This is a genomic window from bacterium, from assembly GCA_016716565.1.
Lineage (GTDB): Bacteria > Bacteroidota > Ignavibacteria > Ignavibacteriales > Ignavibacteriaceae > IGN2.
Genome location: JADJWC010000001.1, coordinates 435,707 through 461,970, shown reverse-complemented (window position 1 = coordinate 461,970; position 26,264 = coordinate 435,707). Strand labels below are relative to the sequence as shown.

At 33.6% G+C, this 26,264-nt stretch carries 27 protein-coding genes, 1 tRNA gene and 1 pseudogene; 10 read left to right on the top strand and 19 right to left on the bottom strand.

What is annotated here, in order from left to right:
* Window positions 1-19: 19 nt before the first annotated feature.
* Window positions 20-502 (bottom strand): hypothetical protein, encoded by a 483-nt coding sequence (locus tag IPM14_02110; GenBank protein ID MBK9096915.1) that lies wholly within the window; start codon window positions 500-502, stop codon window positions 20-22.
* Between the two features lie 119 nt (window positions 503-621).
* Here IPM14_02110 and IPM14_02105 point away from each other — a divergent pair, with 119 nt between their 5' ends.
* Both IPM14_02105 and IPM14_02100 read left to right on the top strand, forming a co-directional pair.
* Window positions 622-975, top strand: coding sequence for a hypothetical protein (locus tag IPM14_02105; protein ID MBK9096914.1), 354 nt, complete (start codon window positions 622-624; stop codon window positions 973-975).
* On the top strand, window positions 972-1,406 hold the full coding sequence (locus IPM14_02100; GenBank protein MBK9096913.1) for a hypothetical protein: 435 nt from the start codon (window positions 972-974) through the stop codon (window positions 1,404-1,406). The genes IPM14_02105 and IPM14_02100 overlap by 4 nt, the downstream gene beginning before the upstream one ends.
* A 5-nt stretch (window positions 1,407-1,411) precedes the next feature.
* On the opposite strand, the gene IPM14_02095 is transcribed toward IPM14_02100, so the two are convergent.
* From IPM14_02095 to IPM14_02085, 3 genes are all read right to left on the bottom strand, one after another.
* Window positions 1,412-1,621: a helix-turn-helix domain-containing protein gene (locus IPM14_02095; GenBank protein ID MBK9096912.1), complete on the bottom strand. Its 210-nt coding sequence runs from the start codon at window positions 1,619-1,621 to the stop codon at window positions 1,412-1,414.
* A 274-nt stretch (window positions 1,622-1,895) separates the two neighbouring features.
* The gene (locus tag IPM14_02090; GenBank protein MBK9096911.1) at window positions 1,896-4,721 is read right to left on the bottom strand and encodes an insulinase family protein; all 2,826 of its coding nucleotides are present in this window, start codon (window positions 4,719-4,721) and stop codon (window positions 1,896-1,898) included.
* Between the two features lie 155 nt (window positions 4,722-4,876).
* Window positions 4,877-5,113 (bottom strand): hypothetical protein, encoded by a 237-nt coding sequence (locus IPM14_02085; GenBank protein MBK9096910.1) that lies wholly within the window; start codon window positions 5,111-5,113, stop codon window positions 4,877-4,879.
* 203 nt (window positions 5,114-5,316) lie between these two features.
* On the opposite strand from IPM14_02085, the gene IPM14_02080 reads away from it, so the two are divergent.
* From IPM14_02080 to IPM14_02065, 4 genes are all read left to right on the top strand, one after another.
* Window positions 5,317-5,751: a HEAT repeat domain-containing protein gene (locus IPM14_02080; GenBank protein ID MBK9096909.1), complete on the top strand. Its 435-nt coding sequence runs from the start codon at window positions 5,317-5,319 to the stop codon at window positions 5,749-5,751.
* 566 nt (window positions 5,752-6,317) lie between these two features.
* Window positions 6,318-7,619, top strand: a complete 1,302-nt coding sequence (locus IPM14_02075; protein MBK9096908.1) for a site-specific DNA-methyltransferase — start codon at window positions 6,318-6,320, stop codon at window positions 7,617-7,619.
* 374 nt (window positions 7,620-7,993) lie between these two features.
* Window positions 7,994-8,518, top strand: a complete 525-nt coding sequence (locus IPM14_02070; GenBank protein MBK9096907.1) for a hypothetical protein — start codon at window positions 7,994-7,996, stop codon at window positions 8,516-8,518.
* A gap of 8 nt (window positions 8,519-8,526) precedes the next feature.
* Entirely contained in the window at window positions 8,527-9,327 is an 801-nt protein-coding gene (locus IPM14_02065; protein MBK9096906.1) for a hypothetical protein, read from the top strand.
* A gap of 310 nt (window positions 9,328-9,637) precedes the next feature.
* Here the strand turns inward: IPM14_02065 and IPM14_02060 are convergent, their stop codons facing one another.
* The 8 genes and pseudogenes from IPM14_02060 to IPM14_02025 all read right to left on the bottom strand — a co-directional run bounded on the left by IPM14_02060 (window position 9,638) and on the right by IPM14_02025 (window position 18,091).
* Window positions 9,638-9,889 (bottom strand): GIY-YIG nuclease family protein, encoded by a 252-nt coding sequence (locus tag IPM14_02060; protein ID MBK9096905.1) that lies wholly within the window; start codon window positions 9,887-9,889, stop codon window positions 9,638-9,640.
* A 195-nt stretch (window positions 9,890-10,084) separates the two neighbouring features.
* Window positions 10,085-10,282: a hypothetical protein gene (locus IPM14_02055; GenBank protein MBK9096904.1), complete on the bottom strand. Its 198-nt coding sequence runs from the start codon at window positions 10,280-10,282 to the stop codon at window positions 10,085-10,087.
* A gap of 73 nt (window positions 10,283-10,355) precedes the next feature.
* The gene (locus IPM14_02050) at window positions 10,356-11,396 is read right to left on the bottom strand and encodes a macro domain-containing protein (GenBank protein ID MBK9096903.1); all 1,041 of its coding nucleotides are present in this window, start codon (window positions 11,394-11,396) and stop codon (window positions 10,356-10,358) included.
* A 1-nt stretch (window position 11,397) separates the two neighbouring features.
* Window positions 11,398-11,976: a DUF4433 domain-containing protein gene (locus IPM14_02045; protein ID MBK9096902.1), complete on the bottom strand. Its 579-nt coding sequence runs from the start codon at window positions 11,974-11,976 to the stop codon at window positions 11,398-11,400.
* A gap of 63 nt (window positions 11,977-12,039) precedes the next feature.
* Entirely contained in the window at window positions 12,040-13,554 is a 1,515-nt protein-coding gene (locus IPM14_02040) for a restriction endonuclease subunit S (GenBank protein ID MBK9096901.1), read from the bottom strand.
* 2 nt (window positions 13,555-13,556) lie between these two features.
* Window positions 13,557-15,737, bottom strand: a pseudogene (locus IPM14_02035) (N-6 DNA methylase).
* 20 nt (window positions 15,738-15,757) lie between these two features.
* Window positions 15,758-17,497, bottom strand: a complete 1,740-nt coding sequence (locus IPM14_02030) for a DUF262 domain-containing protein (GenBank protein MBK9096900.1) — start codon at window positions 17,495-17,497, stop codon at window positions 15,758-15,760.
* Window positions 17,498-17,755: 258 nt separating this feature from the next.
* Window positions 17,756-18,091, bottom strand: coding sequence for a hypothetical protein (locus IPM14_02025; protein MBK9096899.1), 336 nt, complete (start codon window positions 18,089-18,091; stop codon window positions 17,756-17,758).
* Window positions 18,092-18,389: 298 nt separating this feature from the next.
* Between IPM14_02025 and IPM14_02020 the strand changes: the two genes are divergently transcribed.
* From IPM14_02020 to IPM14_02010, 3 genes are all read left to right on the top strand, one after another.
* Complete coding sequence (locus IPM14_02020; GenBank protein MBK9096898.1) at window positions 18,390-18,950, top strand: sigma-70 family RNA polymerase sigma factor; 561 nt, start codon at window positions 18,390-18,392, stop codon at window positions 18,948-18,950.
* Window positions 18,951-19,006: 56 nt separating this feature from the next.
* Window positions 19,007-19,153: a hypothetical protein gene (locus IPM14_02015; GenBank protein MBK9096897.1), complete on the top strand. Its 147-nt coding sequence runs from the start codon at window positions 19,007-19,009 to the stop codon at window positions 19,151-19,153.
* Between the two features lie 277 nt (window positions 19,154-19,430).
* The gene (locus tag IPM14_02010; protein MBK9096896.1) at window positions 19,431-19,835 is read left to right on the top strand and encodes a hypothetical protein; all 405 of its coding nucleotides are present in this window, start codon (window positions 19,431-19,433) and stop codon (window positions 19,833-19,835) included.
* A 41-nt stretch (window positions 19,836-19,876) separates the two neighbouring features.
* Here the strand turns inward: IPM14_02010 and IPM14_02005 are convergent, their stop codons facing one another.
* The 5 genes from IPM14_02005 to IPM14_01985 all read right to left on the bottom strand — a co-directional run bounded on the left by IPM14_02005 (window position 19,877) and on the right by IPM14_01985 (window position 24,182).
* Window positions 19,877-20,215 carry a hypothetical protein gene (locus IPM14_02005; GenBank protein ID MBK9096895.1) on the bottom strand — a complete coding sequence of 113 codons (339 nt, stop codon included), beginning with the start codon at window positions 20,213-20,215 and terminating at the stop codon, window positions 19,877-19,879.
* Between the two features lie 118 nt (window positions 20,216-20,333).
* The gene (locus tag IPM14_02000) at window positions 20,334-20,774 is read right to left on the bottom strand and encodes a hypothetical protein (protein MBK9096894.1); all 441 of its coding nucleotides are present in this window, start codon (window positions 20,772-20,774) and stop codon (window positions 20,334-20,336) included.
* Window positions 20,775-20,966: 192 nt separating this feature from the next.
* Entirely contained in the window at window positions 20,967-22,067 is a 1,101-nt protein-coding gene (locus IPM14_01995) for a hypothetical protein (protein ID MBK9096893.1), read from the bottom strand.
* Window positions 22,064-23,932 carry a hypothetical protein gene (locus tag IPM14_01990; protein ID MBK9096892.1) on the bottom strand — a complete coding sequence of 623 codons (1,869 nt, stop codon included), beginning with the start codon at window positions 23,930-23,932 and terminating at the stop codon, window positions 22,064-22,066. Before IPM14_01990 ends, IPM14_01995 begins: the two co-directional genes overlap by 4 nt.
* Window positions 23,901-24,182: a hypothetical protein gene (locus IPM14_01985; GenBank protein ID MBK9096891.1), complete on the bottom strand. Its 282-nt coding sequence runs from the start codon at window positions 24,180-24,182 to the stop codon at window positions 23,901-23,903. Before IPM14_01985 ends, IPM14_01990 begins: the two co-directional genes overlap by 32 nt.
* Before the next feature lie 432 nt (window positions 24,183-24,614).
* Between IPM14_01985 and IPM14_01980 the strand changes: the two genes are divergently transcribed.
* Window positions 24,615-24,926, top strand: coding sequence for a DUF2703 domain-containing protein (locus IPM14_01980; protein MBK9096890.1), 312 nt, complete (start codon window positions 24,615-24,617; stop codon window positions 24,924-24,926).
* Here IPM14_01980 and IPM14_01975 read toward each other — a convergent pair.
* Together IPM14_01975 and IPM14_01970 are read right to left on the bottom strand one after the other, a co-directional pair.
* Window positions 24,921-25,934 (bottom strand): site-specific integrase, encoded by a 1,014-nt coding sequence (locus IPM14_01975; protein ID MBK9096889.1) that lies wholly within the window; start codon window positions 25,932-25,934, stop codon window positions 24,921-24,923. The two genes, IPM14_01980 and IPM14_01975, sit on opposite strands and share 6 nt — an antisense overlap.
* A gap of 165 nt (window positions 25,935-26,099) precedes the next feature.
* Window positions 26,100-26,172, bottom strand: a tRNA-Met gene (locus tag IPM14_01970).
* Window positions 26,173-26,264: the final 92 nt, after the last annotated feature.

The window sequence follows — 26,264 nt, the reverse complement described above, 5'->3', positions numbered from 1 at the left end:
TAATTCTTTTAGGTTTAATTCACCTTTTCTTATACTGATTATTGATATAGATAATAGAAAAGTCTTTTATCTTCATCCCGAGACTTGAGATAACATAATACTGAAGAGCAGCATCGTTCAAATATGTTTCAGATATCGAAGTAGAGCTTTTAACTTCGTAAACTTTTATGCCATCATTCTCTATCACAACAATATCAGCAATAGAAAGAACTTCGTCTGATAGAAATGCAGCCTCATAAATTACTTTGATCCCGCTTTTAATTAATTCGTTCGTCTTTAATATCGCTTTTTCATAATTGGGCGGATCTCCTTCCGCAGCTATTACACCGTCTGGAAAAAGTTTCTGTGCAAGTACTCCAACATTTGTCCCTCTTTTAAATATCGACTTCTGCATATCAGAAAGTTCATCCATCTCATTATAATGATATTTATAAAGGTAGAGATGCTTTTCGCACTGAAGTCCTTTTATGTAAGATGATTTACTGAGAAGATGTGATGCCATAAGATTTATTTGTTTGTTTAATCAAAATATACTGCTACATGTGAAAATAATCCTTTTAAATGAATTGAGTTTTGAGGATTAAATCATAAATTTTGGATATCAACTTTTACAAGAATCATATGAAAAAGAAAATAGAATTAAGCGGAAGCCTTAAAGAAATGGTTACTTATTGCACTGCAATCTACGAGCTCGACAGTGACGTCGATGCCGCAATGCTGAATGATGTAATCAATAACAGCCCGATCTTTGAAAACAAAGGATTTAATACGAGCGTACTGGGAACGGTGCAAAGAACAACCGTCAACAGAAATAGTAAAGTATTCATCAAAGGCAACAGGGTCACGCTGCAGATCAGGTATGAAATACTCCGCGTTGTTGATATTGAACCAACTCAGAAAGATGAAGACTGGATTCAAAGCGATATCAAACATCTGCTTAAACATTTTGAACTTTTACTCGCTCCGATTGAATGATGAAATCATTTATCATTTTAACAATAATCTCTGCGATAAATATTTTCTCTCAGTCAGAACGTTTAACAAAGGATCTGGAAAACGGTTACACCTGGATTAGAATGGAAGCACCCGCACAGTATTACAGCACTTCAAAGGACACCTATTTAAGTTCGATTCTTGAACGTATTCGTCTAACAGGAGAAAAGTATCCGGAGATCGCATCATTGGGCTGTAAGGAAGAGATTAAAAAACTATATGAAGATGGGAAATCCGGCGAGATATCAATGAGTGACATTGTTAGGAAAATAGATGACTATTATTCAGACGAAAATAAAATGACTGTGCCAATAATTTTCGCTTATTGTTATACAATTAAAAAATTATCCGGAGCGAGCAAAGCAGAGTTAGCTGAGTATGAAAAACAGGTGATGGAGTTTTGTAAAGAGTGAGCCGACTATAAATCAAGCTTTGTTTGAATAACTTTTTGTTTTTTCTTCGGTTCACGATGGCGTTTCAGAAAATCCCCAAAATCTTCTTTAGAGATAATATAAATTTTCCCGACCTGCTGAGCTTTAAGTTTTCCTGAACGAATGTGATATAACACTGCAGAGTGACTTACGTTCAACAGCTTTGATACTTCCTGAACACTAAAAAATTCTTTCATTGCGGCACTTTTATTGTTTCCTACAAAGCTTTTAAAGAATCTGAAATTAAATTAAGTAGCAAATCCTTCATATTCAATCATTTTTATCAATAAAAAAGGCTGTCTCATAAGGTTTTCTCGATATATTTCTTTACTCGAGAACCTTTTATTCTAATAGGTTTTCGAGCTTGCCTGCTGCAAGCAGGTTTTTTCTGTCCCAATCTATTGGGACAGAAAAATTATCGAGAAAACATTTCTTGTGAGACAGCCTTATTTCAGAAATATCTTTTAATAATTACAATAGATTTCCATCTCTATCCAACAAAATAGGTTCACCAAGTCCGAGAGTCTTTAACGGTTGAAGCTGGGTTTTTGCATCACCTACAATCAGATAAGTCATTGTGTTTGGCTCAATATATTTTTGAGCGAGTTCTTTTAGCTGATCCTGGTTGAACTTCCTGACATATTCTTCTCTCTGTTTAATATAGTCGAATGCAAGATTGTAAGTCGCGATACTGTTCAGCATTCCGCGCAGAGCACCAAGTGTTTCAAATGATCTTGCATTTGAACGGACAAGAGAATTTTTTGTGAACTCCAGATCTGATTCAGGAATACCGTCGCGGTATTTGTTCATTTCATCCACAAAGATTTGAACAGACTCAAGTGTTGAATTTGAACCGACACTTGCCGTTGCGACAAAGTAACCCGGATATAGCGAGCCGTTGAAAGAGGTTCTGGCTCCGTAAGTGTAACCTTTTTCTTCTCTTAATATCAGATTAACATTTCCTGTGAAACTTCCGCCAAGCTTGTAATTCATCACCGTCGCAGGATAATAATCCGGGTCGTTGTACTTCATAGAAAGGTTTCCAATTCTTATAACTGATTGCTTTGCATCCGGGAAATCAACAAAATAAATTTTTGCTTTTTCCTGCTTTTCTGGAAGAGGATATTCTTTCAACTCAACATCTTTCTTTTTCCACTTTAGCTCAAGTGATTGGAACGTTGAGACTGCTTTATCATTACTTATATCACCGACAATTGTAATTGCTGTAAGATTAGGTACAAAGAAATTTTTGTAAAATGCTTTTAAATCATCCATTGAAATAGCGCTGACAGACTCTTCTGTCCCGGAAATATTCTTCGCTAAAATATTTTGATTGCCGTATATCAGTTTGTTAAATACGTCCGAAGCTACTGCCGAAGGATCAGCTTTGCTGCGATTGATTCTTTCAATTGTTTCTCTCTTTATTCGTTCAAATTCAGTTTCATCCCATCGGGGTTCAAAAAGAATTTCTTCTATGAGGGAATAAACATCATAAAATTTTGTTGAGAGACAATTTGCATCAATTACAATAGATTCTTTTGTAGTGTACATATTAATGTTTGCGCCAAGCTCGTCGATTGCTTCCTCCAGCTCAATTGGAGTTTTATTCTTTGTTCCTTCCATCATTATGTCTGACATCAAATTGGCTACGCCTACTTTATTAATATCATCAAGCAGCAGTCCGCCTTTCATTGTTATTGAAAAGTTGATAAGCGGAAGTTCATTCTGTTCGATACCGTATATTTTCACTCCGTTTGATAGTTCGTCTTTCCATATTGCAGGGAGATTTAACAAGGGATCGGGACCGGCCGGAGGTTCAATTGTTCTGTCAAAAGATGATTCTATCTTGTCAACTTTAATTTCCTCCGAGCCTGCAGTCGAAGTGCTTATTACACTTTGTTCTTCAAGTTTTTCTTCTACTACAGGATATTGCTCAGAGTTTGATGCAATCAGATTAACGCTTCCTTTTGGTACAAAGCTCGTAGCAACGTACGGTTTTCCTTTGATGTACTTTTCGTAAGCATTCATTATATCTTCCTTCGTCACACCAAGCAGATTTTGAAGGTCGGTTGTAACGAAATCAGGTGAACCGGCAAAGGTATTGTAGCTTGCCAGCTGAAAAGATTTGCCAAGCACACTTGAAATCTGGTTATAGAATTGTGTTTCAATTTTTGCTTTCACACGACTAAGATCCTTTTCGGTGAATCCTTCTTTGTCAAATCTTTCAAATGCTTCCATCACGGTTTTTTCAACATCATCAAGACTTTTATCCGGGAAGGCTCTGATTGTAATTGTAAATTCTCCTGCAAGTTCCTGAGAATTCTGGTTAGCAATTACAGACGGAGCCAGTTTCTTTTCCTCAACTACAACTTTATAAAGTGGAGATTTTTTACTTTGAGCAAATAGTTCTCCGAAAAATTTAAGTGCATAATCATCTTTCGTGAATTGCTGCGGCGTTGGAAAGACAATGTTCAATTCAGGAGATTTGGCAAAATTGTCTTCGTGAAAAGCTTTTTTCGTGTTATCAATCTGAACCGGCATTGGATCGAGTGGTTTGACTTCTTCTCTTTCTTTGATCTCTCCAAAATATTTTTCAATTAAATTTTTTGTTTGTTCTTTATTAAAATCTCCGGCAATTACTAAAGTTGCATTATTTGGTCCATACCATTTTTTAAAGAACTCGTGTACATCCGCCAAGGTTGCGTTTCTCAAGTCCTCCATTTCACCGATTGTCTGCCAGTTATATGGATGATTTTCAGGATACAACAGCTTGTTAATTACATAACTTGTATGACCATAAGGCTCGTTATCAACTCTCTGCCGTTTTTCATTTTGAACAACAGATTGCTGATTCATAAATGCTTCCTGTGTAACTGTGCTTAGCAGAAATCCCATTCTGTCCGATTCCATCCAAAGCACCATTTCAAGTGAGTTGTTAGGGACAACCTGAAAATAAATTGTTCCGTCATTCCACGTGCCGCCGTTTAAAGTTCCTCCTGCGTTTTGAATTTTCTTGAAAAACTGATCCTGAGGAACGTGCTGGGATTCCTGGAACATAATATGTTCAAAGAGATGAGCGAATCCTGTTCTTCCCCTCACTTCCCTGTTTGAACCAACGTGATAAAGAACTGCTACAGCAACTATCGGATCAGATTTATCTTCGTGAAGAATAACCTGCAATCCATTTTCGAGTGTGTATTTTTCATTTTCTATTTTCAATTCAGACGACTGGGGGCCACAACTAATGAATAAAATAGAAATCAGAAAGGTTAAAAAAAGAATTAATTTGTATTTCATTTTTCCTCCGAAAAAACCATAAAAAATTTTTAAAATGCATATGAAAACATCAGATAAATCCGATAAAATTCAAGTAATTATTGATGAATGGTCGGTGAAAAATTCGGTATTAAATGGGGAAAATCTCTCAAAATAGACGAAAAGAAGCGTTTCGGCTAGATCAAATCTGAAAAGGAATTTTCCCGGATGTTATTTTGATGTTTGTCTTTTTTTCTTGCAATTAAAAATGCTGTCAGAAATAGTACTAATGCAATTAGAACTAGCGAGAGCCCGCTGTAAAAAGCATCAAAATTGCCAATTACAAATCTGATCAGCTGGATGATCAGAAATATTCCGATAACTTCTAGAATAAACCAAAATGAACCTGAAATTGTTTTTTTACTGATATTCATAAACAATGAAACATTTACAACTCAAACTTAATTAATAAATATAAATGTAAACTTGATTCCTTTGTTAAATAATCTTTAAATCTGCAAACGTGTGATTTGCACCGTTTATAACATCAATCCGCCACTCTACCTAAATGGTTAACCCGTCGGCAAACAATCAGTCTATATTTCATACAAGAAATTAATAATCTAAGGAGAACGAAATGAAATTTACAATTACTATACTACTTTTAGTATTTCTTACTTTCGAAGCAAATTTTGCTCACTCTCGACCAAAAACAATTACCCATGTAAAGCAAAACACTGTTGAGAGTTTATTAGAAGGACTAAATTCAGATAACATTGGTCTAAAAAGCAGCTGTGCTTATATGATCGGTGAATTGCAAATCACTAAAGCCGTAATACCACTAATGAAAATGCTTCGTACAAGTGAAAATGAGGATTTAAGAATTTCCGCCGCATTAGCATTGTATAAAATAGGAACACCCCTTGCAATAAATGCTGTAAAGCAGGCAATAACATTTGATGAAAGCGAAAGAGTAAGCAAACATTGTGCAAGTTTTTATAATGATTTTTCAAAAAACAGAATTACAGATGAAGAAATAAGTCTAGTTGCTGCAAAAACAGCACTTAAATAAAAATTATTCTTCATCTCTTCTCCACGGTCCGGGATTTTTATCCCGGCTTTTTATTTTAAATAAAAATTTTTTTTCATTTAATTTGATTAAGTGAATTTTTATATCCACTTTTGTAGTAGAAATTTTAATTACTAATTCTGCTAACCAAAAATTTTTACTCCTCGATTTTTTGCTTGATGAAGAAGAAAAGAAAAAGAAACCCGGTCACGATAGAATCTAACCAATTAAGTTTCGATTTTAGCACAAGCATTCCCATTGAAATACACACACCTAAATCTGATATATCTTCTCTTCGGAAAGAACTTGCATGGGAACGCCGCCCGATAATTGAAATCGTGAAAAGCTAAAAGACACTCTTAATATATTTTCATTCAATAAATTTTTCTTCTTATCACTTAATTATAACTCCCGCAATATTTGATTTGCTCTTGCATTAACACTTCGTCACCTTAGCAATTATTTGTGGTTCTAAACAGATCACATAGATTGATGAGAAAGCTGTGTTTTTAGATTAAAAACCAACAATTTCCCCATTCCCTCTGCTTCTCTTGAGCTAAACGTATCCGATGTTCTCTAATAATTCCAAGTTTAACTATGTTAAAAATAATTTTAGTACTATCTTATCATTAATGAATAATAATGATCTTCAAAAGTATCTGGAAGATTTTAAATCTGAACATTCTCTGCGTAGTCCAAATAAAACTAATGTGGATATTGTTGAAATAAACGGCGAGAGAGTAATAAGATTTACAAATGAATTCTGGACATCAAAACAAAGACAGAATAATTCTCTTCACGAAATTTCATACCGGGCTTGCTTTAAAGCTGAATTGCCGCGTTTCTTCATCTCATTATTAACGAGAGAAAAGGATTTTGTTTACGATCCGTTTGCAGGAAGAGGAACAACAATTGTTGAAGCGGCATTACTGAACAGAAATGTTATTGCTAACGATATCAATCCATTAAGCACAATACTTTCAAAACCACGATTATCAGTTCCATCATTCGGTGATGTCGAAAACAGATTAAAGAAAATAAGATTCAATAGCGGATTGAAAGCAGATTTTGATCTTTCGATGTTCTATCACGAAGACACTGAATCGGAAATCGTATCTCTTCGAAATTATTTAATTAAAAGAAGGGAAAACGGTGATGAAGATTTTATTGATGAATGGATCCGGATGGTTGCAACCAACCGGTTGACAGGTCACTCGAAAAACTTTTTCTCTGTATACACTCTCCCACCAAATCAGGCGGTAACGCCGGAAAGACAGAAAAGAATTAATAAGCAGAGAAATCAAATGCCTGTTTATAAAGATGTTAAATTTATAATACTTAAAAAGACCAGCGATTTAACTTCGCGCACAAATGAAAATCTTGTCAACCAGCTAAAACAAATCAGCAAAAAGGCAAAATTTTTTAATGAAGATGCGCGCCAAACTTCTGCAATTAAAAACAATTCGATTCACTTAACCATTACTTCGCCTCCATTTTTAGACATAGTAAATTATGCAGAAGATAATTGGCTGCGTTGCTGGTTCAATAATATTGATGCTTTACAAGTTGCGCAGAACATTACTGCCACAAAAAAACTGTACGATTGGGAAAATGTTATGCTTGATGTTTTCAAAGAACTTTACCGGATTACAAAACGTGGTGGTCACATTGCATTCGAAGTTGGCGAAGTAAGACGTGGCAAGATAAAGCTTGATGAACACATTGTCCCGCTTGGTATCAAAGCTGGATTCAAATGTCTTGGTATTGTTATCAATCAGCAGAAATTTACGAAGACTGCAAATATTTGGGGAATAAATAATAATGAAGTCGGAACTAATACGAACAGGATTGTGGTGTTCAGGAAGTTTTAAATAAAAGGGATTAACTTCCTTTGAATATCTTCTTAATAAAATGAATGGAAACGAATATTAATACTCCAAAAGTGATATACACTTAACAGTCTTGCACCAACTGACTATAATTTTGAAGATACTACTATAATTTACATAAATGAGACTGAAGAAAAAGGACAATCATTTGATATAGTAAGCAACTTAATGATTGATTTGGAATGTTCTTCTTTGCGAAAGTGATGTGTATAATGTTGTATTACACATAAGGAATCGAATCGTTGATATATGGTATTTGGGAATTTATGTTTTATAAATAATTAGTCTGTATTCTTTAAAAACATTATTTTTCTAAAAATAAAAAAATAATTAACCTCACATTGGGGAATTTTTATATGGCCAATTATAAATTATTTGATGTTTTCACTCCTGCACAGCCTGCTAGCCTTACTTACATAGAAAGAATTTCTGTCTCACAAAAGCTAACAAGAGCTTTAGAAACCCCTGGAAAACAAATAATTCTGTACGGTCATTCGGGTTCAGGCAAGACTACTCTACTGAAACAACAGCTCGAAGAATTAAAATCAAATAAAATAACTACTCGTTGCATGAAAGGAATGACACTTAATGAAATTATTGTTGATGCATTCGATCAACTTGACATATACTATGAAAACAGCTCTGAATCGACACGTGGAAATAAAATAGGTGGCGGTCTTTCTGCTAGCTACTTAGGTATTAAAGCAAGTTTGAGTGCAGGAAAAGATAGTGGAGTTAAAAGCCATAATAAAAGAGCTGTTGAATTGCCGATTACCCCACAAACATTAGCTAAATTTTTTGGAGAAGCTAAGAGTATATGGATAATAGAAGATTTTCATAAGATTGATCAAGATGAAAAGTTAAGCTATCCCAAATTATGAAAGTATTTATGGATATGGCTGACAAGTATAAATCCTTAAAAATTATCGCCATTGGTGCAGTAAATAAGGCTCGAGATGTTGTTCATTACGATCAAGAAATGAGAAATCGTGTTTCTGAAATAGAAGTGCCATTAATGCAAGTGAGCGAACTAGAAGAAATTATAAGAAAAGGATGTTCACTTCTTAACTTCGTCCTACCTGTGGATGTAATTGAAAAAATTGCAATTTATTCGAGCGGTTTGGCTTCGGTAACTCATCAATTAGCACTTCTAATATGTGAGGAAGAAGATATAAAGCACACTTTAAAATCAAAACGAATCTTAGATAAAAAAGTTTTGAAAAAAGCTATTGAAGACTATGTGGGTGAGAACTCTGACACTCTTAAATCAATTTATGATAATGCCACCAAAGTTGTTAAAGTTCGCAAGCATGAATCCCCAACTGAAATTTTAACAGCAATGTTGAAAAATAAAAAAGACAGTCAAACCGTTAGAGATATTGCTACAACTATGAAACAAAAGTTCAAAGGGTATAAGGAAACGAATTTAAGAAAATATCTAGAAGAATTAACAACTTCAGAACGAGGAGAGATTTTAAGATATGACGATGCTTCGGATACATTCTTTTTCTCAACACCCTTCATTAAAGCATATGCATACTGTATACTTTACAGTGAATCTGAGGACGCAATTGTTACAAAAACAAAATTACTAAAAGAACTAAAAGACACACTTAAGTCAGAACTTGAAGCTGCCAGAGAACAATTTATAAAGGATATAAGCGAGGATGATTTTTTGCTTACTAACTAAATTATAAATTACGTTTAAGTTTCTGAAATAATTTGACTCACTGATTAATTTTTACTACTTGAAATAAGGAATTATTAATATTTACGTTTTCTTAACTCTTTTTTTAAAAATCCCTTTAAAACAAAAAAGGTTGAAAACATTTCATTTTCAACCTTATCAAGTGGCGGGGGCTGATCCCGACTTTCGTCGGGATTTCGCTTCGCTCAACTTACTGACAAATCCTTTCCTGTTACTATTTAAAACAAAAATGCCAGTCTTTGACTGGCTTTTTGTTTTAGTAGCGGGGGCAGTCCGCCGCGGCGGATTGAACCTACAACCTTTCGTCGATCAGCTTTTTCAAAAATTCTCTGCCAACTCCCGTTTTTAACCACTTTTCCCTTTTAAGTGCTTCGGTCTTACTTTCAAACTCTTCTGTATAAACTAACTTCCAATTTGTTCCTCTCTTCGTCCAAAAGGATAGAGTCTTATCATTATGTTCAACTAATCTCCTCTCAAGATTATCTGTCATTCCCGTATAGATAAAACCTTCGCCGCTTTTTATAACATACACGAAATATTTCATAGGATTAAAATAAAAAATCCTCAACTAAGTGAGGATTTTTCTTTGTAGCGGGGGCAGGACTTGAACCTACAACCTTCGGGTTATGAGCTATTATTTTAACTATACCTGCCAATTACTTAACTCACACTTCTGACTTAATTTCTGAATGAATTTAATGTTTAATGGATATTTTATATTAAAATTCTTATACCCTCTCTAAGGATTCTTTAATTTATCATCTTCAACATTTTGCTTCCCTTTTTCTTTTTGCTCTTTCTCTTTTTTCTCATCTTTTTCAACTGCTTCATTTCCGAATCGTTCAAAATACATTCGCCTAAGTGTGGGTGCTAATATTCTCGCGGCTTCTTTCATTACTTCTTCTTTGGTCATTTCATCGGAATAAAGTGGACTCATGGTTATACTACCTTTCTTTAATATTAGATGAAGAAGTTTTTAGATAAGAAAATGAATAGAAGAGCAAAGATTATCAATTGTAATTGAAGTAGTTTAATAATCTGTCTTTGGCAACATCAATATGATACTTCTTAAATAACTTTTCTTTACGCTCAGTCCAGTCTTTAAGTTCCTTAAGAACGCTTTGCGAATCAATTTGCTTCTTCTTTTGATCAAATATATAATCTATTGTCCCTAATAATTCCAGCCCAAATGGAGTTTCAAAATCTCGAATTAAATCTAAAGTTCTTTCAACTCTACTTTTTTGATCTTCATCAAGAAACATATTATAATATTCGTTAATTTCTTTAATTTTGTTCTGATTCTGATATATAACTGTCGATGGTTTTGCATCATCCAATGATTTGTATGAGATATAATCATTGCTCAGTGCTTTCAGAACGGGGATAAGATTATATGCGAAGGGTCCGTAATATCCTTTTTCAAATCTGAGTCTTAATGGTTCTCCCATTCGTTGTAAGAAATAAGCAATCTTCTGAACAACTAATAAATTAATTCCATAACCCATTACTTGATATCTGCTTAAGATATAAAGTAACATTGCTCTTGAAGGTGTTAATTTTGACTCTTTCTTAACTGTTTGTTTGTATTGAGTAAATTGGTTAGAGGGTTCTAATACAATGATGTCAATGGAATTCTCGAATTCTGATAATTCACTTACAATCATTTTTTTTACAACTGCCCATTCGAGTTTACCATTGCCACTTCCAAGTGGAGGAATTGCAATTGAACTTACTTTATTTTCATTCAACCAGTTTTTTAAGGATTTCAGCCCAGCTTGTATCCATTCATATTTTGATGGATGTCGCCAGTGCTTTTTGGTGGGAAAATTTACAATATACCTGGGAAAAAATTGGCCGGTTTGTGTAACAAATATTTTACCGATATCAATTTCTTTATCTTCACAAGCTTTTTTATATAATTTATAATTTTCTGGGAATGCTTGTTTCATAGCTAGAGCTATCCCTTTACCCATAACACCAAACAAATTAACAGAGTTTACCAATACTTCTGCTTTTACATTTAAGATATTATTTGTTTCAAATGACAGCATATCAGTAATACCAATCGGGTCTTATTTCAAGTGGGATTTTTATTTTATTTTTTTCGAGTACGCTTGAAATATAATCATAAGCCTCCTGATTGTAAACAACTATCGCAATGATAGCACCAAATTTCAACTCTTTATGAACTAAACATTCCGCTGATTTTCTTCTTTTTCTGTCAGGATCTTCGGCAGTGTCTTTCCATTGTTGAAGTCTTACAGTTCTCCAATCAACCTGTTCAAGATATTTTTTATCCTTAAAGAATTGAGTAAACTCAGCAAATGAATGACCATCGGTAAAAACGTAATTGGCTCCTAATTCCTCCAATCTCTCAACTGAACTAACCAAATAAATTATATCCTTCTGAGGTTGTTGTTTAACATCATATCCGCGCCAGATACAATATAACATCGGAGATCTTACCCCAAAATAAAATGAAATATAATCTTTCATGGTTCCGAAAGGCTCTACTTTTATAGATTTGTCTCCTCTTTGTCTAATTAGATTTGTTTCACTAATTGATATGTATTTTGGATTAGCTGCAAAATTTGGAGCAAGTAGTTTATTTTCCTCAATTAGAATTTGCAAATTTTCTCTATGGATAATTCTGAAAATATATGTCGGTTTTGGAACCTTCATAGTTATTGATTATTAATCTTCCATAAAATCAAAATTTGTTTTGATAATATCATCACTCATAACTTGGTCTAATACTTTTTCTAATTGTTTATTTATTTTTCTTGCCATTTTATCTAGTTCTACTATACCAGCTTGATTATCAAACTCCTTATCGAGTTGTGTAAAAGTATTAATGGAGTTCTCTGATTTTGGAAACATTGCTTTAGGATTGCGAAAAAGGGCTACAATTTCTTCTCTTACGCTATCAGGGAAATTAGGAAATGGAATATTTAGAAATTGGTTCGATTTAATTTCTTTCATTTTAGATCCAACCGAAAGACAAGCACAATATTCGCGCATTATTTTAGAATTCAAAAATGCAGTCATTAAAATTAATTCCTCTTGGGAATAATTAAATACTTGGTAAATTCCTTGATTGTGATGTCCCAACCCGTATTCCTCGACATCATAAAAGACAGAGATACCTACATACTCCCCTCTTCCACCTCTTGAAGTTCTATTAATGATTAGCAGGCAATCTTGATTGATATTATTATTACCTTTTAAGTTAATTCTTTCTTCATCCGTTAGAAATCCAAAATCCGAACATGTCGTAGGTGTTACCCATCTATATTTTAATTCTTTATTTTTTCCTATAAAGCGAACATCCGGTGTATTACCACTTTTAATTTTAGAACTATCAATGCAGTAATATCCGTTTCGATAATTTTTAATCAGAAAATCAATTTCCTTAAATGATAATGAGTAAATTCCTGTATCAATTCTATTCATTTTTTTTACTTCACTATATTTAGGATAATTGTATTCGAAAATATTTCTCTTCTGATTTAATTTTAATTCATTAAATATAAGGTTAGAGATTGAATGATATTTAAGGCGTATAGTTTTTTCTTTGTTGATTAATGATTCTACAAGTGCGGCAATATATCTTACAACAACTTGAGAATTAACTAGTGGCAAGTAAATTTTTTTTCTTTCATCTGCAACAGTATTTTTTTGGACACCTCCTCTCCCTAACCATTGATAGCGAAATGCATGATGTTTTGTAAGTGCATAAAAATATAATAATAGATTTCTTTCATCTGGTTTTTTAGTAGTAATTGCACTTACTCTTTGATTTAAAAAGGCAGCAAAATCATTAGCATAAAAAGTTGAGATATTTTTTGCTGACTCTGCACCGCCCGTAAGTGACACAAGAACATATTCATTATTCAATAGAAACTTCGGTCTAGATATTCTTTCAATATCAGGTAAATATTCATACTGTATCTTATCTGTTATTACCCACCCACTATCATTAACATTTCCAATTTGAATTAATGGAATTTTCCTTTTTAAATCTTTATATCTAGTAACATAAGTAGAAGATGGAAATGCGAAACCATCAATACTCTTTAAGGAATTAAAAACATTTTCATATTTGTTTGACAGCTTATTTACAAATGATTCGATGACCAACCACTTATATGAAGATGGGGCTAGAAAAAAGTTGTCTTTACAAATATCTTTATATTTCACAACACCCATTTTTACTTCTGCTTTATAAATAATTCTTGTAATGTTTTTTCTTGACGTTTACACCACTCTTTAAATTCTTGAAGCGTTTCCGTAAACTCTTCATCCAGTAATGGATTGCCTTCTTTATCAATTTCAATTTCAAAGGTCTCAAAATTCATTTTATAGATATTTTCGAATTTTTTAACTCGCTTTACGGTTTTTATTTCGTAGCCTACCCGATTTATATCTTTAAAGAAGATTTCATAATCATTAGCTTTTAACTTTTCAAGTTCCTTTTTACTGGCTTTGTAGGCAATAATTAGAGTTGTGTTTACTCCTGTTTCTGCAAACACATTCGCCGGTAGATCAAATAAAGCAACAATCCTCATTTTATCCATAAGCCACTCTCTAGCAACCTACCAACGATCGATAGAAGCAATTGAATTTGATAATACTATACCAACTCTCCCATTGTCATTGAGAATTCGATATGCATTTTCAAGAAATACTACTCCTAGGTCAATCCATTTTGGTCCTTCAGCATTCTTCCCTTTACCTTTTGTTACATCCTTATCTTTATCAAATCCTCTTTGCTTAATTTTTTCCCACAACTCAAAGCATTCTATCACTTCAAAATCCTGCTGACTTTCGGGCCTGTATGCTCTGTCTTCACCAAAAGGTGGATTAGTCAATACAACATCAAATTTCATCATTTTTTTTCCGTCTGCCCTTTTGTCCCAGTTACCACCTTTGTTTAAATGTGGAATCAATTCAATCAGATTCCCCTGAATATCAAATTTAGTATTAATTGAGCCATAACCTGGTTTAGCTTCAAGTGTCGCATTCCCATCTCCATTTAATAGCATATTGAGAGTCGCTAACATTATCATTTGTGGATCTATTTCTAATCCATAAATATTTTTATCATCAAGTTTGCTTTGAGAATTTACATAGGCAACTGAAAGAAAATCTGCGATTCCAACTGTTGGATCAATTATAGTCTCGCCATTTCGTGGATTAATTATATTGACAAGAAAATCAATAATTGGAAGTGGAGTAACAAACTGTGCATTTTGCTGCTTTGAAAACTCAGCAGCAAAACGATGAAAAACTAATTGATAAAGATCCGTTTTACTAGAAAGGACAAAAGAATAATCTTGAAACTGATAAACCACTTCCACTAATACACGAACATGATTTTCATTCATTACATTCAGTGGGTTGTCTTGTAAAATTCTAGTGTATTTACTTTCTGACTCCTCGCGAAGTTTTAAAATTCTCTTGATAAACTCCTGGGCATTTTTATCATTAAGAGATTTATAATTTCTTTCTTCATTGGATATGTAAAAAGTAAGCAGTTTGTTTGGATATCTTTCGTTTCGTTTTTCATCAAATATTTTTAGTGCTAAAATCTGTATGAGAATTTCATATCCCTTTTGATTCACTAAACCATGTTTATCCATTCTTCGCAATACATTTGACATTACGTCATTTACCTGCTTTGAATAAATACCAGACACAATGTCCAAATCATAAATTGTTCTGTTAGAGCGGTCAATTGTTTTAGGACTTATCCAATTTTCTAATTCTTCAAAAGTAGGGATGTTGCGATAAGGATCAGGAAGATGTAATGAGAGATCCTTTGTCCCGCTACTTTCTCCCTTTAGATTATACTCATCACTCAGTCTTAAAAATTTGTTATTCTGTTTTCTAAATAGAAAAAGTCGCCCAGTGTCATATAAGACTCCAAGACAGAAATCTCTTTCACTTTCTTTTATTGCAGGTTTTAACTGTTGGTTGTAAACTGTTTCAATATCTTTTCCATCCTCCTTCTTAAACTCCATAACAACAATTAAATGTGATCGAAGCCAATCTAGATCTTTCTGGTCCTTCTTAGTTCTCCAACTTTGATAGTAATCAAACCATTCTTTATCATCAAAGATGGCTCCATCAAATTTTATAGGTGCTGAGTTTTTATTACCTTTAGGAAAGTATACTTCAGTGCCTATAAAATCTTTAATAAACATTCCAGAATTCACTAGTGCAGATAGGAATTGCCATTTATAGTATTCTTCATTTGGTTTACCATTAACTCCTTTTATAATTACCTTTTTGTTTAGTGAGATATCCACTGGTAAAAAACAATCAAAATCTTTGCTATTACCGAATTTTTTATCGAACTCGTCTTTATAGTTTGCAAATGAATTCACAATAATATTTTCCTTAATTTTATTTATTCATCAAGGTCATAGGATGAGGGTATCATCCCACAATAGTTTAGAAGTTCTTTCGACCACCTAATACATTTTTCTTGAGGCCAATTTTTATCCAAGTAAAGATTATTCAACAACTTTTCTCCACCCTTGTGAAACTTTCTTCCATCGCCGTGATATGGTGTAGTATTTATCAAATAACCCTGTCCTTTAGTCCAGAATCTTATGGGACACATTGAAGGTTTTAATTTTCCTTTTCTTATTAACCAGTTAGCAGTTTCAACAAGAACACCTAATGAATTTTTACAATGAATTCTGTCACCATCAATTGTAATTATTCGTTCAACGTGCCTTCTTGTTCGCCTAACTACTGTCCCGCCTGTGGGATGCACACCAGTTGGTATTTCCTGTCCACGCTCTCTCGCATTATTACAAAATCTATGAGTTAATCTCGCATTCTCTGGAATAGTTTGCCCACCTTTCCAATACTGTTGAATATGATCTACCGCAGCATCATCTAACGAACTAATTTTATTATTACATAAGGCACAATATGGATTAGCCTTAAATAATTTTTCTTTAAGTTTTAATGAAAATAAGCGAGGCTCCCTCTCAGAAATGTTTACAATCTCATCAAGTACCATATTCCATTTTGAAAACCTTGCAGTTATTGCTTGCTTTGAGCTTGTTGATAATTCAATCGAATCTACAAACCCCTGGTCGGAAGTCATTAAATTTATATATGCTTCTCTGATAGCATCCAGATTCTGATATACTTTATTTTTATCCCTTCTTGCAAATGAATCCATAAGAATATCATATAGCGATGCATTAAATTTCTTTGGTTCCCAATATCCGTTAATCGAACGAGAGTCTCCCGGATAAAATCTTTTGAAAGCGTGCTCACCCAGCATTGATTTTATAGTTGTTATTGCATTCTTAAAAACAATTCTCAACTCAGCGGCCTCTTTATCAGAGATGTTTCTATTCTTCTCCATCTCAGTGTTTAGAAACTTTTTAATAGGAGATTTGTAATTAAAGTAAGTGTTATGATAAAAAGAAGCAAAACGTAGGACTAGTTCAACATCCCTCATTCTTTTTTCTGGCTTTTTTATTCCCAACAATTCCTGAAATATTTTTTCCTGCGATAATTCCCAAAGCAGATCATTGTACTTCCCTCTATAAATACAGTTTCTTAATTCCTGATCATTTAATGACACGGATCCTGTGTTAAGTCTTTCAAAGACTTCAAACTTCAATTCTTGGTCGGATTCTTTTCTAAAGGTGATTGTTCTGATTTTGTAGTAGAGAATTTTTTCTTGTAATTCCTCGGGTAAATCTTTGAAGTATTTACCTGAAAGTTCAGTGAATACATTCAGTCCGGCTAATCGAAACTCTTTACCAAAAGGTAACTGCGGGTCAGGAAGTGTTCCATCGATAAATGAAAAAAATGAAGTTAATCTCTGTTGGCCATCAATAACATATTCTTTGCCGTCTTGTTCCTGGGATAAATAAATTATCGGAAGAGGAATATCCAGCAAAACAGATTCTATCAACCTGCTTGCTCTTCCAATATCCCAAACAAATCCTCTTTGGAAATCTGGCTGAACATCCAGTCTTCCTCTTTTCCATTTTTGATGGAGAGAGGTAACCTCCGGATCACCCTGATCAGTAAATACGTTACGTTTGTTGCTTTCAACTACTTCATCTAATTCCGCTGTGGTTTGTTCAATACTAAGTTCGTTATTGTTTTCTTCCATAATGTTACCTATGAAAAAGAATTAAGAGAGTAAATTCGTTTTTTTAATGAATTTTCTCACCAACTCATCTCTAAGAAAGGTCCGTAATCGAAATGTAACAATGCGTGTCTTAAATTTTATAAGTAAAAATAAAGAATTGTCTTATCTATGTGAAGGGTTTTTAATTGAAATATTATCGGCGAGCTTTAAAACACCGAAGCCGGAATTGCTTCCGGCTCAGTGTTAAAATGTTATACTCTTTTTAACTTGAGTTTCTTACTACTTGCTCTTCCTTCCAAATTTGGATTGAACAATTGCGAGATTTTTTTGATTGCTTTGCTCAATGGCGGCTTTGAGACCGTCCACCTTAACGAGCAACTCGTCACGTTGTCCAACCAAATTCAATTTACGAGCTGATAGCAATTCTTTTTTTGCACGCGTGAACTTCTCTTTAGGGATTGCAGCAACCTGCTTATCAATATTAGAGATTTTAGAGTCCAAGCGATCAACTTTGGAAAGTTCAACCTTAAGTTTATTAAGGAGGCTTTCGTTCCGCTGAGTGGAACTGCGTCTCGGTCCATTGCTGGAGGAGCGTTTCTTACTAAAAAAACCCATTGTTATATTCCTTATATATGGGGTTTTAGTAGGCACACACAATTTATAAGAACTTTTAACCAAATAAATTGGTATTGCTGGCTATTTTTTATCAATTTTTGTGCCTTTTTGAAACTTGAAATTGGGTTAAGTATTTACATCTCAAATAGTTAGCTATGTCGGAATTACCTGCCTTAATGACAAGCTAAGACAAAGTTACCTAGAGTTAAGACAATAATAACAAAACCTAATCGGGAATTAGCCTCACTTTTCGGTATAAGATTATTAGATAATCTTTAACTAACACAGGAGGAATTATTTGTCCTGGGAAGAGCTATATCCAATAGTAGCTGATCAGGCTTATTGGGCAGTGATGCGATATGATCCCAGACGTAAAGATAAAGTGCAGGAACTAGTTTGTCAGTCGTACGAGAAGTTTGTTCGCGATACTGCTGCGGAGAAAGAAATTAAGAAACAGGATTACAAGTGTTTCATCACTCAACGAGCAAAGGAAGTTGATCAAAGAAGTTTTTGTAAAAAGGGATTTGGCGGAACATCAACTCTTGATGCTCTATCATTCTACAGAAGGCGACCGGATGTTGATACAGAAATTGTTGAGTTCGATGATTGGATGACGAGTAAACCTAAAAGCAGGGAATCTGTAGAAGAACAATTTTCATTCAACGTGGATTTCAAAGACTGGCAGGAAACTTTAAGCACTCAGGAGCATACCATACTGACCCATCTGATTCAAGGATACAAAGCGAAAGACATTGCTGATATCCTTCACACCACATATCACGTCGTAAGAACCATCATCAACAAACTGAAACAAATGTTCCTGGAATATTTTCGTCTGGAAGAATTCGCTTATCCTTAATCGCAATAGCGGTTGAGGATTTTTAAGTTAAAAATTTTTAAGAAACGGAGGATAAAATGGAAAGTAAACAGATGATACGGATAGCAATGCGCCTGACAGAAGCAATTATTGAAATATTAAAAGAAGAACTAAATGGAAAGGAATTGAAACGCAATGAGAATCAACAGAAAAAAGGTAACAGAAATCGCAAAGCTGGCAAGTAGAATAGCCCTTGAACTAATAACAGTTGTAATCTTTCGAAGACTCAGAGGTAAATAAATCTGATATTATATAGAGAGCCCATTGGCTCTTTATAGCTTAAATATTTAAAGAACAAAAAAAATCAGAATGGGCTTTTATACCAGAAAAATAAAAAAAGTTTTACCTAGGTTTAAAATAATCTCGATTGGTCAATGTCATATTTGACAGGGGGTGCTTAAAGGTACCGGTAACCCGCAAGATTGAGTTTGAACTATTAGATAAGCAATATATTTTAATAAAATGAAAATTATAAATCTTAAATTTTTTTGGCTACCAGAAATAACTGGTCATCTAAAATATCGCAAAGGGGTTCCTGATAAAACAACCTTGAATGATATTAATGATTTGGGAAACAATAAACCTATTTATACATCATTTGGTAAGAAACTTCTTTACATAGACGAAGGCTTACTTAACTATTACTCGGATGAACAAAGTCAAGATCAATATCAACCTGAATTTGGATTCCTTGTGGAAGTTGAATTTGTAAAAACTGATATTAGTAAAAATTTTCCTCATCAATATAAATTTTCACCTAAAGCTAAATTCAATGGGTCCGACCTTGAATATTTACGTGATATTTCGTCAGCAAGAACATATGATTTTTTTAGAATGAAAACTCAAAAAGGTCTTTTAGTTAAATAGTAAACTCAAACTAGCTACGCAAAGTGTGTTTTAAATTACTATTAAAAATTTGGTGAATTAACACTATAATAGGAATAGTAAATGACATCCTCGCCAAATTGATTATTGATAAAATCTGAAAAGGTTTTGATCAGTTTCTTGATATACTTTCCATCTTTTTTAATTGTATACTTCACGTCAAATATCAAGATTGTTATTCTATCCTTTGTTGATGCAAGAGGCTCGTCAGACCTATAATATCCAATTACGTTGTCTATTACGGTGCAGCCTTTAAAAAATACACCAGCAATTTGAATTAAATCATTTAGAACTTCTTTCGAGACTCCACCCCTGATGAACGGTATAAATAACTCGATTCTTGTTCTCTTAATAGTTTTCATTTGTTCCCTTTCAATTAATCAAGAAATGAAAACTAAAATTATTAAAAATCTTATTTATTTAAACCTGAAGAAGTGGCAAAAACTCTTGAATTCAGAGCGTGTGTAATTATGATCGAATCTAATTCATTAAATAATTTTTACTTTCATATTCCAGGAGAGCATTAAACTCAATAGTAAGTTCGTCAAATGCTTTACTTATCTCTTTCTTTTCACGAATTGAATCTGTATCTGTTCTAGTTTCCAACTCAATATACCTTTTCGTGAGATCCATTACCTGAAACTTTATTTCCAGAAATTCAGGATATGCTTCTGCTGATATTACCGGTAATTCAGAAAGTTCATTAGCAAATTCACCAAGTGTAATATCTGTTCGGTCGAATAATTCATCTGGTATTTCAAATCCGTATACTAACTCTAGCTCAGAGAGAGTTAGTATCCAATCCATTTCAGTAAGATTACCGTTAAACAAAGCAGAGATAATCGTCTCTGGTGAATATTTATTTCTTACTTCTGATTTGTAGTCGAGTAGGGTAGCTATGGTATAGATATATTTTAACATAGTGCAATATTTCGATTTTCGTTTCAAGGGTAATCCCACGCCGCGTAAGCAGAGTGGGATTTACTTATTAAGATCTTTTAGATCTATTAGTATTTTTAAGTCCTTTAAATACAATGACTTACAGAATATTTTAGCATCCAAAAGAATACCATTTGACACCCTAAAGAACACTTTTTTACTAATTTTGACACCCTAAAGAGCACTTTTTATTTTTTGATTAAGATGTTTCATCGAGCTACTCACAGATATATATAGCATCTGATTCTCCAACTTCCGAGGAGTGAGATTGTTAAGTTCTTCGATTGTCGGGCTAGTCTTTTCAATGATGTCCACACTTTGTAGTTCATTCATAAAACTTGCCTTTCTGTTGGCAGTTCTGGAGTGCTTAATGTCCATTACCTCCATAAATCTTGATACTTTGAATGCAATAACCTTAAATCCATTTCCATTCAAGTGAGGATTTCCCTTTTCTGATACCAGAAAATTGCTAAGAAGATAGCTGGCTGAAGAATAATTTTTGGATGCCTGTAAAAGTAGAGTGGGGTAATGAATAAAACCTCTGGCAAATAGCTCTCTCCTTTCTTCTCTTGAATATTTCTTATCAACTATTAAGTGTTCCACACAACCAAAGAAAAGTGAGTTAATAGACAAGGTATATGATTTCGTATCCTCTCTAATATTGTAGATAAAATTGCCAATAGTTTTTGCTTCCTCTTCAACCTTAATTTTAGTCCTGTACTCAAAGATCTGGTATGTAAGCCAGGCAAGAGAAAACATCGCATCAGATATATCTTGGTAAATGTGTTTCTCTTGAGAAGAATATCCCAGATAATCCAGAATTTTTTGTTTAGTTATGTATACCCCTTGTAATCTTCTCTGCTTATAAGCTTCGCAAAGTATGACTAGGGCAAGTCTGTGCCCGAGTTTATAAAGTTTAATCTTTTCAAGAGCAGAGTGAATTTTTTCCTCAGTGTATTCATTTCTTAGCAATTCATCTTCGATTCTTGTTTCGGTTTCTTCCAGGTAATCAATATACATCTTTGAACAAAACGCTATTGCATAGTCTCCGTAATCTCTAACAACATAATTATTTGTTTTATACATCCCAATTTCTGAAAGCAATTCTCTTTCCCGTTCCAGTGGTAGTTCAGTGATTCCAAGTCTATTACACTCACAATCAATAAGCCCTGCCTTTTCAGGCAGAGCTTTATAATTTGTGAATATTCCTCTGTTCATAAATATTGGAAGCAATTCTCCCAGTGATGTTCGATCAATTATTGCAGATTCTTTCACTCAAGTTCACCCCCACTGTTTGGGGCTGTAATAAGAACCTTGTTCTTTGAAATTACATTTACATTTACTTCTTTCATCTTACCAGTAGATCTAAAGAAATCAAGATGCTGAATACCCTTGAAATCTGACAGCTTGTTTTTTGCGAATTCAAGTTCAAGAATCATATCAGTTTCGTTCATCTCTTTATGGTCTAACGGATATAAAAGCCAAATAACATTAGCATTGTAAGCATATCTACCTGTTTCCATCAGATCGTGCATAGTTGGTTTAGTCTTCTTGCTTTCTCCTTTTAACTTCTTACGAAGATCACCAGTTGCGATAAGTGGTATTCCATATTTATCCGTAATCAGTTTTATTTTATTAGCCTTCTCTATATTCTGGACTCTGATTCCTTCATTCTTACCTGCATCAACTTCCATATTATAAAGTCCATCGACAAACACAACTAAGTTTTCCCTATCCTGATAAGCCTCGATGAATTTCATCAGATGATCCATATGATAGACCTCTGATAGATCCTTAAGTATCAGCCTTTCATTCTTCACATATTTCAGAAATACATTTCTCTGCGCCTGAAGTGTCTGAAAATCTGTATGCTTTACATTAGGTTTACGAACGCTGTTGATATGAAAACCTGTAAGGATGCTCAGGCATCTGTAAGTTGTATATAATCTTGAATCATCGAGTGAGAAATATAGAACAGTAGCATCCGAGTTTGTATCCAGAACATCTAAAGCAAGATTAGTAAGAAGTGCTGTCTTACCGACATTCGATTCAGCACCAAGAAAATAAAAACCTGGCTGAATACCATCAATATTATTTGCTAATGTATTGAATTTAGTTAGCGGTAGACCAAGTAGCTTATTCGGATCTCTTTTATCATCAAATTCAAATTGTGAAATAAGTTCATCAGCAAAGTCTATTTCTTGAATGGGAATCTCATAACCCAAATCTGGATATTCATAACCGTGATCTTTTGCTATCTTAAATAAAGAAGCGAGAGTAATTTCGCCTTGTGAGTTTTCCAATAAATTATCATACTTATCAAGGATCTCTTCGAGTGAATCATCGTAGTAATCGTTTATGCTCAAATCAACAAAATATTTTTTCCCGTGTTCTCCAAGGAGAGTCAAGGCTAAACCACATATTATCCACTCTTTATAATTAAGCTTCTCGTATTTCAGAAAATCAATCGCTGTTGGTAGATAATACAAGTCTTTATCTTCAGAAGGATTGAGTTCTATATCAAATGACTCTGCGAGTATAGGTTCGGGAACCTGTTGAGTGTCAAGAGGTCTGGCATTAATGTTAACATAAATATCCGGATCATAGCTTAAGAATATAGCCCTGGCTGCATCAGAAGTCTGGCTGTCAGCTTCGAATCCATATCTGCTATTTAACATATTTAAGAAATGAGTATAGATGTGACTGAATTCTTTCCTGTCAGTTATCGGTTTATTAAGTTTATAAATTACTTTCCTGTTATTACTGGGTGATTTGAAAAACGCAAAAACATTTTCATCTGCTTTAAGTATTTCATCAAGTTCAATAGCTTTCCCATTCAAGTCATCAAAATCAATCGATATGAATTGAGTGCTGATAAGTTTATCTGATTTTCGATGATTACCCTCAAAAGTTCCGAGGACAAAATATGGTAGATTTTTTTCTTTTAATTTTCTTCTTTTATCTTTATCAGATTCGGATCTAATAGCATTAACTATTCTTTCAAGTTCAGAATCTTCCTTTATTCTGTTAAAGATATTTCTCAGGGTAGTTTGGGTAAGGTAAGGATTATGTGTGTTGTGTGAATATGATACCGTAATATTATCTAATTCATTTACTTGTGCATAATGTTGGTCTTTCATTGTTATTAAATGGTTTTGTATAAGTATTTGAGTGAATGACACTCTTAAGATTCTTGATTGCTGATCCGTATTGCATTGCATTTACGAAAGCATTCATACTGTAATATTCTTGAACTAAGTCTTGTAGTTTTTCAGAGTTGTCGAATTCGAAAGTTGTTATGCCGTTTGTTTTGTGGAAAGATTTCAACTGCATTCCCGCTGCTATAAGATAGCTGCTACAGTAAAAATCGCGGTTTGTATATGTATCCATTTTCCCTCCATCTTAATTTTTAGGATCATTGACCCCATACTTTATTATAGACTTTTTTCCCTATTACGGTCAAGTTTTTCATCGAAAAAAATAAAAATATTTTTAGTATGGGTATTTTTCGTCGAAAATATTGAGAGTTGGAAATTCGAGTCTGAGTTGATTTTTGATTGATCACCAATAACAAGTCGGAAGACCTGATAAATCCCTAAACTGCAAAAAAGAGGGGGTGTTTTTACTATTTAGGATAATCAGGTATGAGTTCTTTAAGAAATATCTAGTTGAAAGCGAGTGAGAGACCAGACTAATCCAGTCTCTCCACCGCATTCCGTATGTCATCACACCTTAAGTGTTCATAAATCTGCATCGTTCTTGCATCAGCTTTGAAAAATATTATCTTATAATATCAAATAATTATATTCTATACTTATTAAAATGATCACTTCAAAAAAACTATCAGTCCACATTCAGTATTTTAACGGCTGTCCTCATTCATCTGAAATGATACAAAGAGTAAAAATTGCAATTGCTGATATAGAAGATAAAGTCGACTATAAAGAAATTCTCATTGAGACTAATGAATTAGCAGAAAAGTTAAAATTCAGAGGCTCTCCTACACTTCTTATAAATGGTGAAGATTTCGAAATGCAGGAAGAACCCTCTTCAATTTCTTTGAGCTGTCGATACTATCCGAAAGGATTACCAACAATAGAAGATATCAGAAAGCGAATAGAGAAATTACTATAAGAGATCTACAGCTCTTCGTAGGTCATCACTTCTTAAATGTGCATAGATCTGTGTGGTTTTAATATCCGCGTGTCCCAAGAGTTTGCTAACTTCATAAATTGAAACTCCTTTTTGCACAAGCCAAGATGCGAAAGTATGTCTCAGACAATGAAAAGTAAGTTTAGTATTTAATTCAGCCGCTTCAACATATTTTCGAAATTTGTCTTGCAAATTATCCTGTAAAATTCTCTCTCCTTTTAATGTAAAGATCAATTCGCTTTTAGCATTATCAACTCTTCTAGATACAATCTCAAACGCTTTATTATTCATTGGCATATTGCGAATCTTCCTGGACTTTGTTGTGTGATAATGATTATCCAGAATTATCAAACGATCTTGCTTATTAAACTGTCGTTTGTGCAGATTCAGAATTTCCATTTGGCGCAAGCCAGTGTTCACAGCAAACTCAACCAGATCCTTCCAGTCCTGATTATCAATTACTTTTAGCAGTGAATCAAATTCTTCTCGAGTAAAAAACAATGGTAGTCTTTCTGGTGGTTTAATTCTTTTAATGTTCTTCGCTGGATTACTTTCAAGAAAACCATATGCAACTGCTTTGCTGAACATTGCTTTAATATTTATTAAATGTCTTCTTCCTGTATGCAAAGATCTCTTTCTAATTTTCATTTGAATAAACTCTTCAATACTTCGCTGTGTAAATTCAGTAAGCAAAATATTGCCAAAGTATTCTTCCATTTCATTGAATGTGCTTTTGTAATCTAGTGTGGTCTTCCAAGAGTGATAGCTTTCGGAGTGTTTGAGAAATTTCCATCGGAATTGTTTGAGCGTCAAATCATTAGCAACAATATTTTTCTTGTTGCTGATCATCTTATCAAAGTTTGATAATGCTTTTAATGCTTCTGATTTTACTTTGGTCTTTGTGGTTATGCTTTTTCTTTTACCATTGAGATCAATGTAATAGATATAGTAGTAACCATTTTTATGTTTTGAGATGAACAACTTTTGCATTGAAACTCCTTTCAAAAGTCATTCATTCAGAGCGTGGTCAGTGGTGAGAAAATTTCTGACTAAATTTCTGATAGATTAGTCAGAAATCTGTTAATTTCTGACTAAGTAACTGGCTGGCTTTAAAACAAAAAAGGTTGAAAACATTTCATTTTCAACCTTATCTAGTAGCGGGGGCAGGACTTGAACCTACAACCTTCGGGTTATGAGCCCGACGAGCTACCAATTGCTCCACCCCGCGATATAATATTTTTAATTTTTACTTCGGGTTATGAGTCCGCCTTCATTTCATTTCGGCGGGATAAACCCGACTCGCTTTCCAATTGTTCCACT

Coding starts and splice junctions, on each gene's coding strand:
- IPM14_02025 (MBK9096899.1), bottom strand. CDS start 18,091: ATGGGTTTTTTTAGTAAGAAACGCTCCTCCAGCAATGGACCGAGACGC.
- IPM14_02085 (MBK9096910.1), bottom strand. CDS start 5,113: ATGAATATCAGTAAAAAAACAATTTCAGGTTCATTTTGGTTTATTCTA.
- IPM14_02055 (MBK9096904.1), bottom strand. CDS start 10,282: ATGAGTCCACTTTATTCCGATGAAATGACCAAAGAAGAAGTAATGAAA.
- IPM14_02010 (MBK9096896.1), top strand. CDS start 19,431: ATGAAAATTATAAATCTTAAATTTTTTTGGCTACCAGAAATAACTGGT.
- IPM14_02005 (MBK9096895.1), bottom strand. CDS start 20,215: ATGAAAACTATTAAGAGAACAAGAATCGAGTTATTTATACCGTTCATC.
- IPM14_02000 (MBK9096894.1), bottom strand. CDS start 20,774: ATGTTAAAATATATCTATACCATAGCTACCCTACTCGACTACAAATCA.
- IPM14_02015 (MBK9096897.1), top strand. CDS start 19,007: ATGGAAAGTAAACAGATGATACGGATAGCAATGCGCCTGACAGAAGCA.
- IPM14_01975 (MBK9096889.1), bottom strand. CDS start 25,934: ATGCAAAAGTTGTTCATCTCAAAACATAAAAATGGTTACTACTATATC.
- IPM14_02065 (MBK9096906.1), top strand. CDS start 8,527: ATGGATATGGCTGACAAGTATAAATCCTTAAAAATTATCGCCATTGGT.
- IPM14_02090 (MBK9096911.1), bottom strand. CDS start 4,721: ATGAAATACAAATTAATTCTTTTTTTAACCTTTCTGATTTCTATTTTA.
- IPM14_01985 (MBK9096891.1), bottom strand. CDS start 24,182: ATGGATACATATACAAACCGCGATTTTTACTGTAGCAGCTATCTTATA.
- IPM14_02040 (MBK9096901.1), bottom strand. CDS start 13,554: ATGGGTGTTGTGAAATATAAAGATATTTGTAAAGACAACTTTTTTCTA.
- IPM14_02060 (MBK9096905.1), bottom strand. CDS start 9,889: ATGAAATATTTCGTGTATGTTATAAAAAGCGGCGAAGGTTTTATCTAT.
- IPM14_01980 (MBK9096890.1), top strand. CDS start 24,615: ATGATCACTTCAAAAAAACTATCAGTCCACATTCAGTATTTTAACGGC.
- IPM14_02080 (MBK9096909.1), top strand. CDS start 5,317: ATGAAATTTACAATTACTATACTACTTTTAGTATTTCTTACTTTCGAA.
- IPM14_02095 (MBK9096912.1), bottom strand. CDS start 1,621: ATGAAAGAATTTTTTAGTGTTCAGGAAGTATCAAAGCTGTTGAACGTA.
- IPM14_02100 (MBK9096913.1), top strand. CDS start 972: ATGATGAAATCATTTATCATTTTAACAATAATCTCTGCGATAAATATT.
- IPM14_02070 (MBK9096907.1), top strand. CDS start 7,994: ATGGCCAATTATAAATTATTTGATGTTTTCACTCCTGCACAGCCTGCT.
- IPM14_02110 (MBK9096915.1), bottom strand. CDS start 502: ATGGCATCACATCTTCTCAGTAAATCATCTTACATAAAAGGACTTCAG.
- IPM14_02050 (MBK9096903.1), bottom strand. CDS start 11,396: ATGCTGTCATTTGAAACAAATAATATCTTAAATGTAAAAGCAGAAGTA.
- IPM14_02105 (MBK9096914.1), top strand. CDS start 622: ATGAAAAAGAAAATAGAATTAAGCGGAAGCCTTAAAGAAATGGTTACT.
- IPM14_01990 (MBK9096892.1), bottom strand. CDS start 23,932: ATGAAAGACCAACATTATGCACAAGTAAATGAATTAGATAATATTACG.
- IPM14_02030 (MBK9096900.1), bottom strand. CDS start 17,497: ATGGAAGAAAACAATAACGAACTTAGTATTGAACAAACCACAGCGGAA.
- IPM14_02075 (MBK9096908.1), top strand. CDS start 6,318: ATGTTCTCTAATAATTCCAAGTTTAACTATGTTAAAAATAATTTTAGT.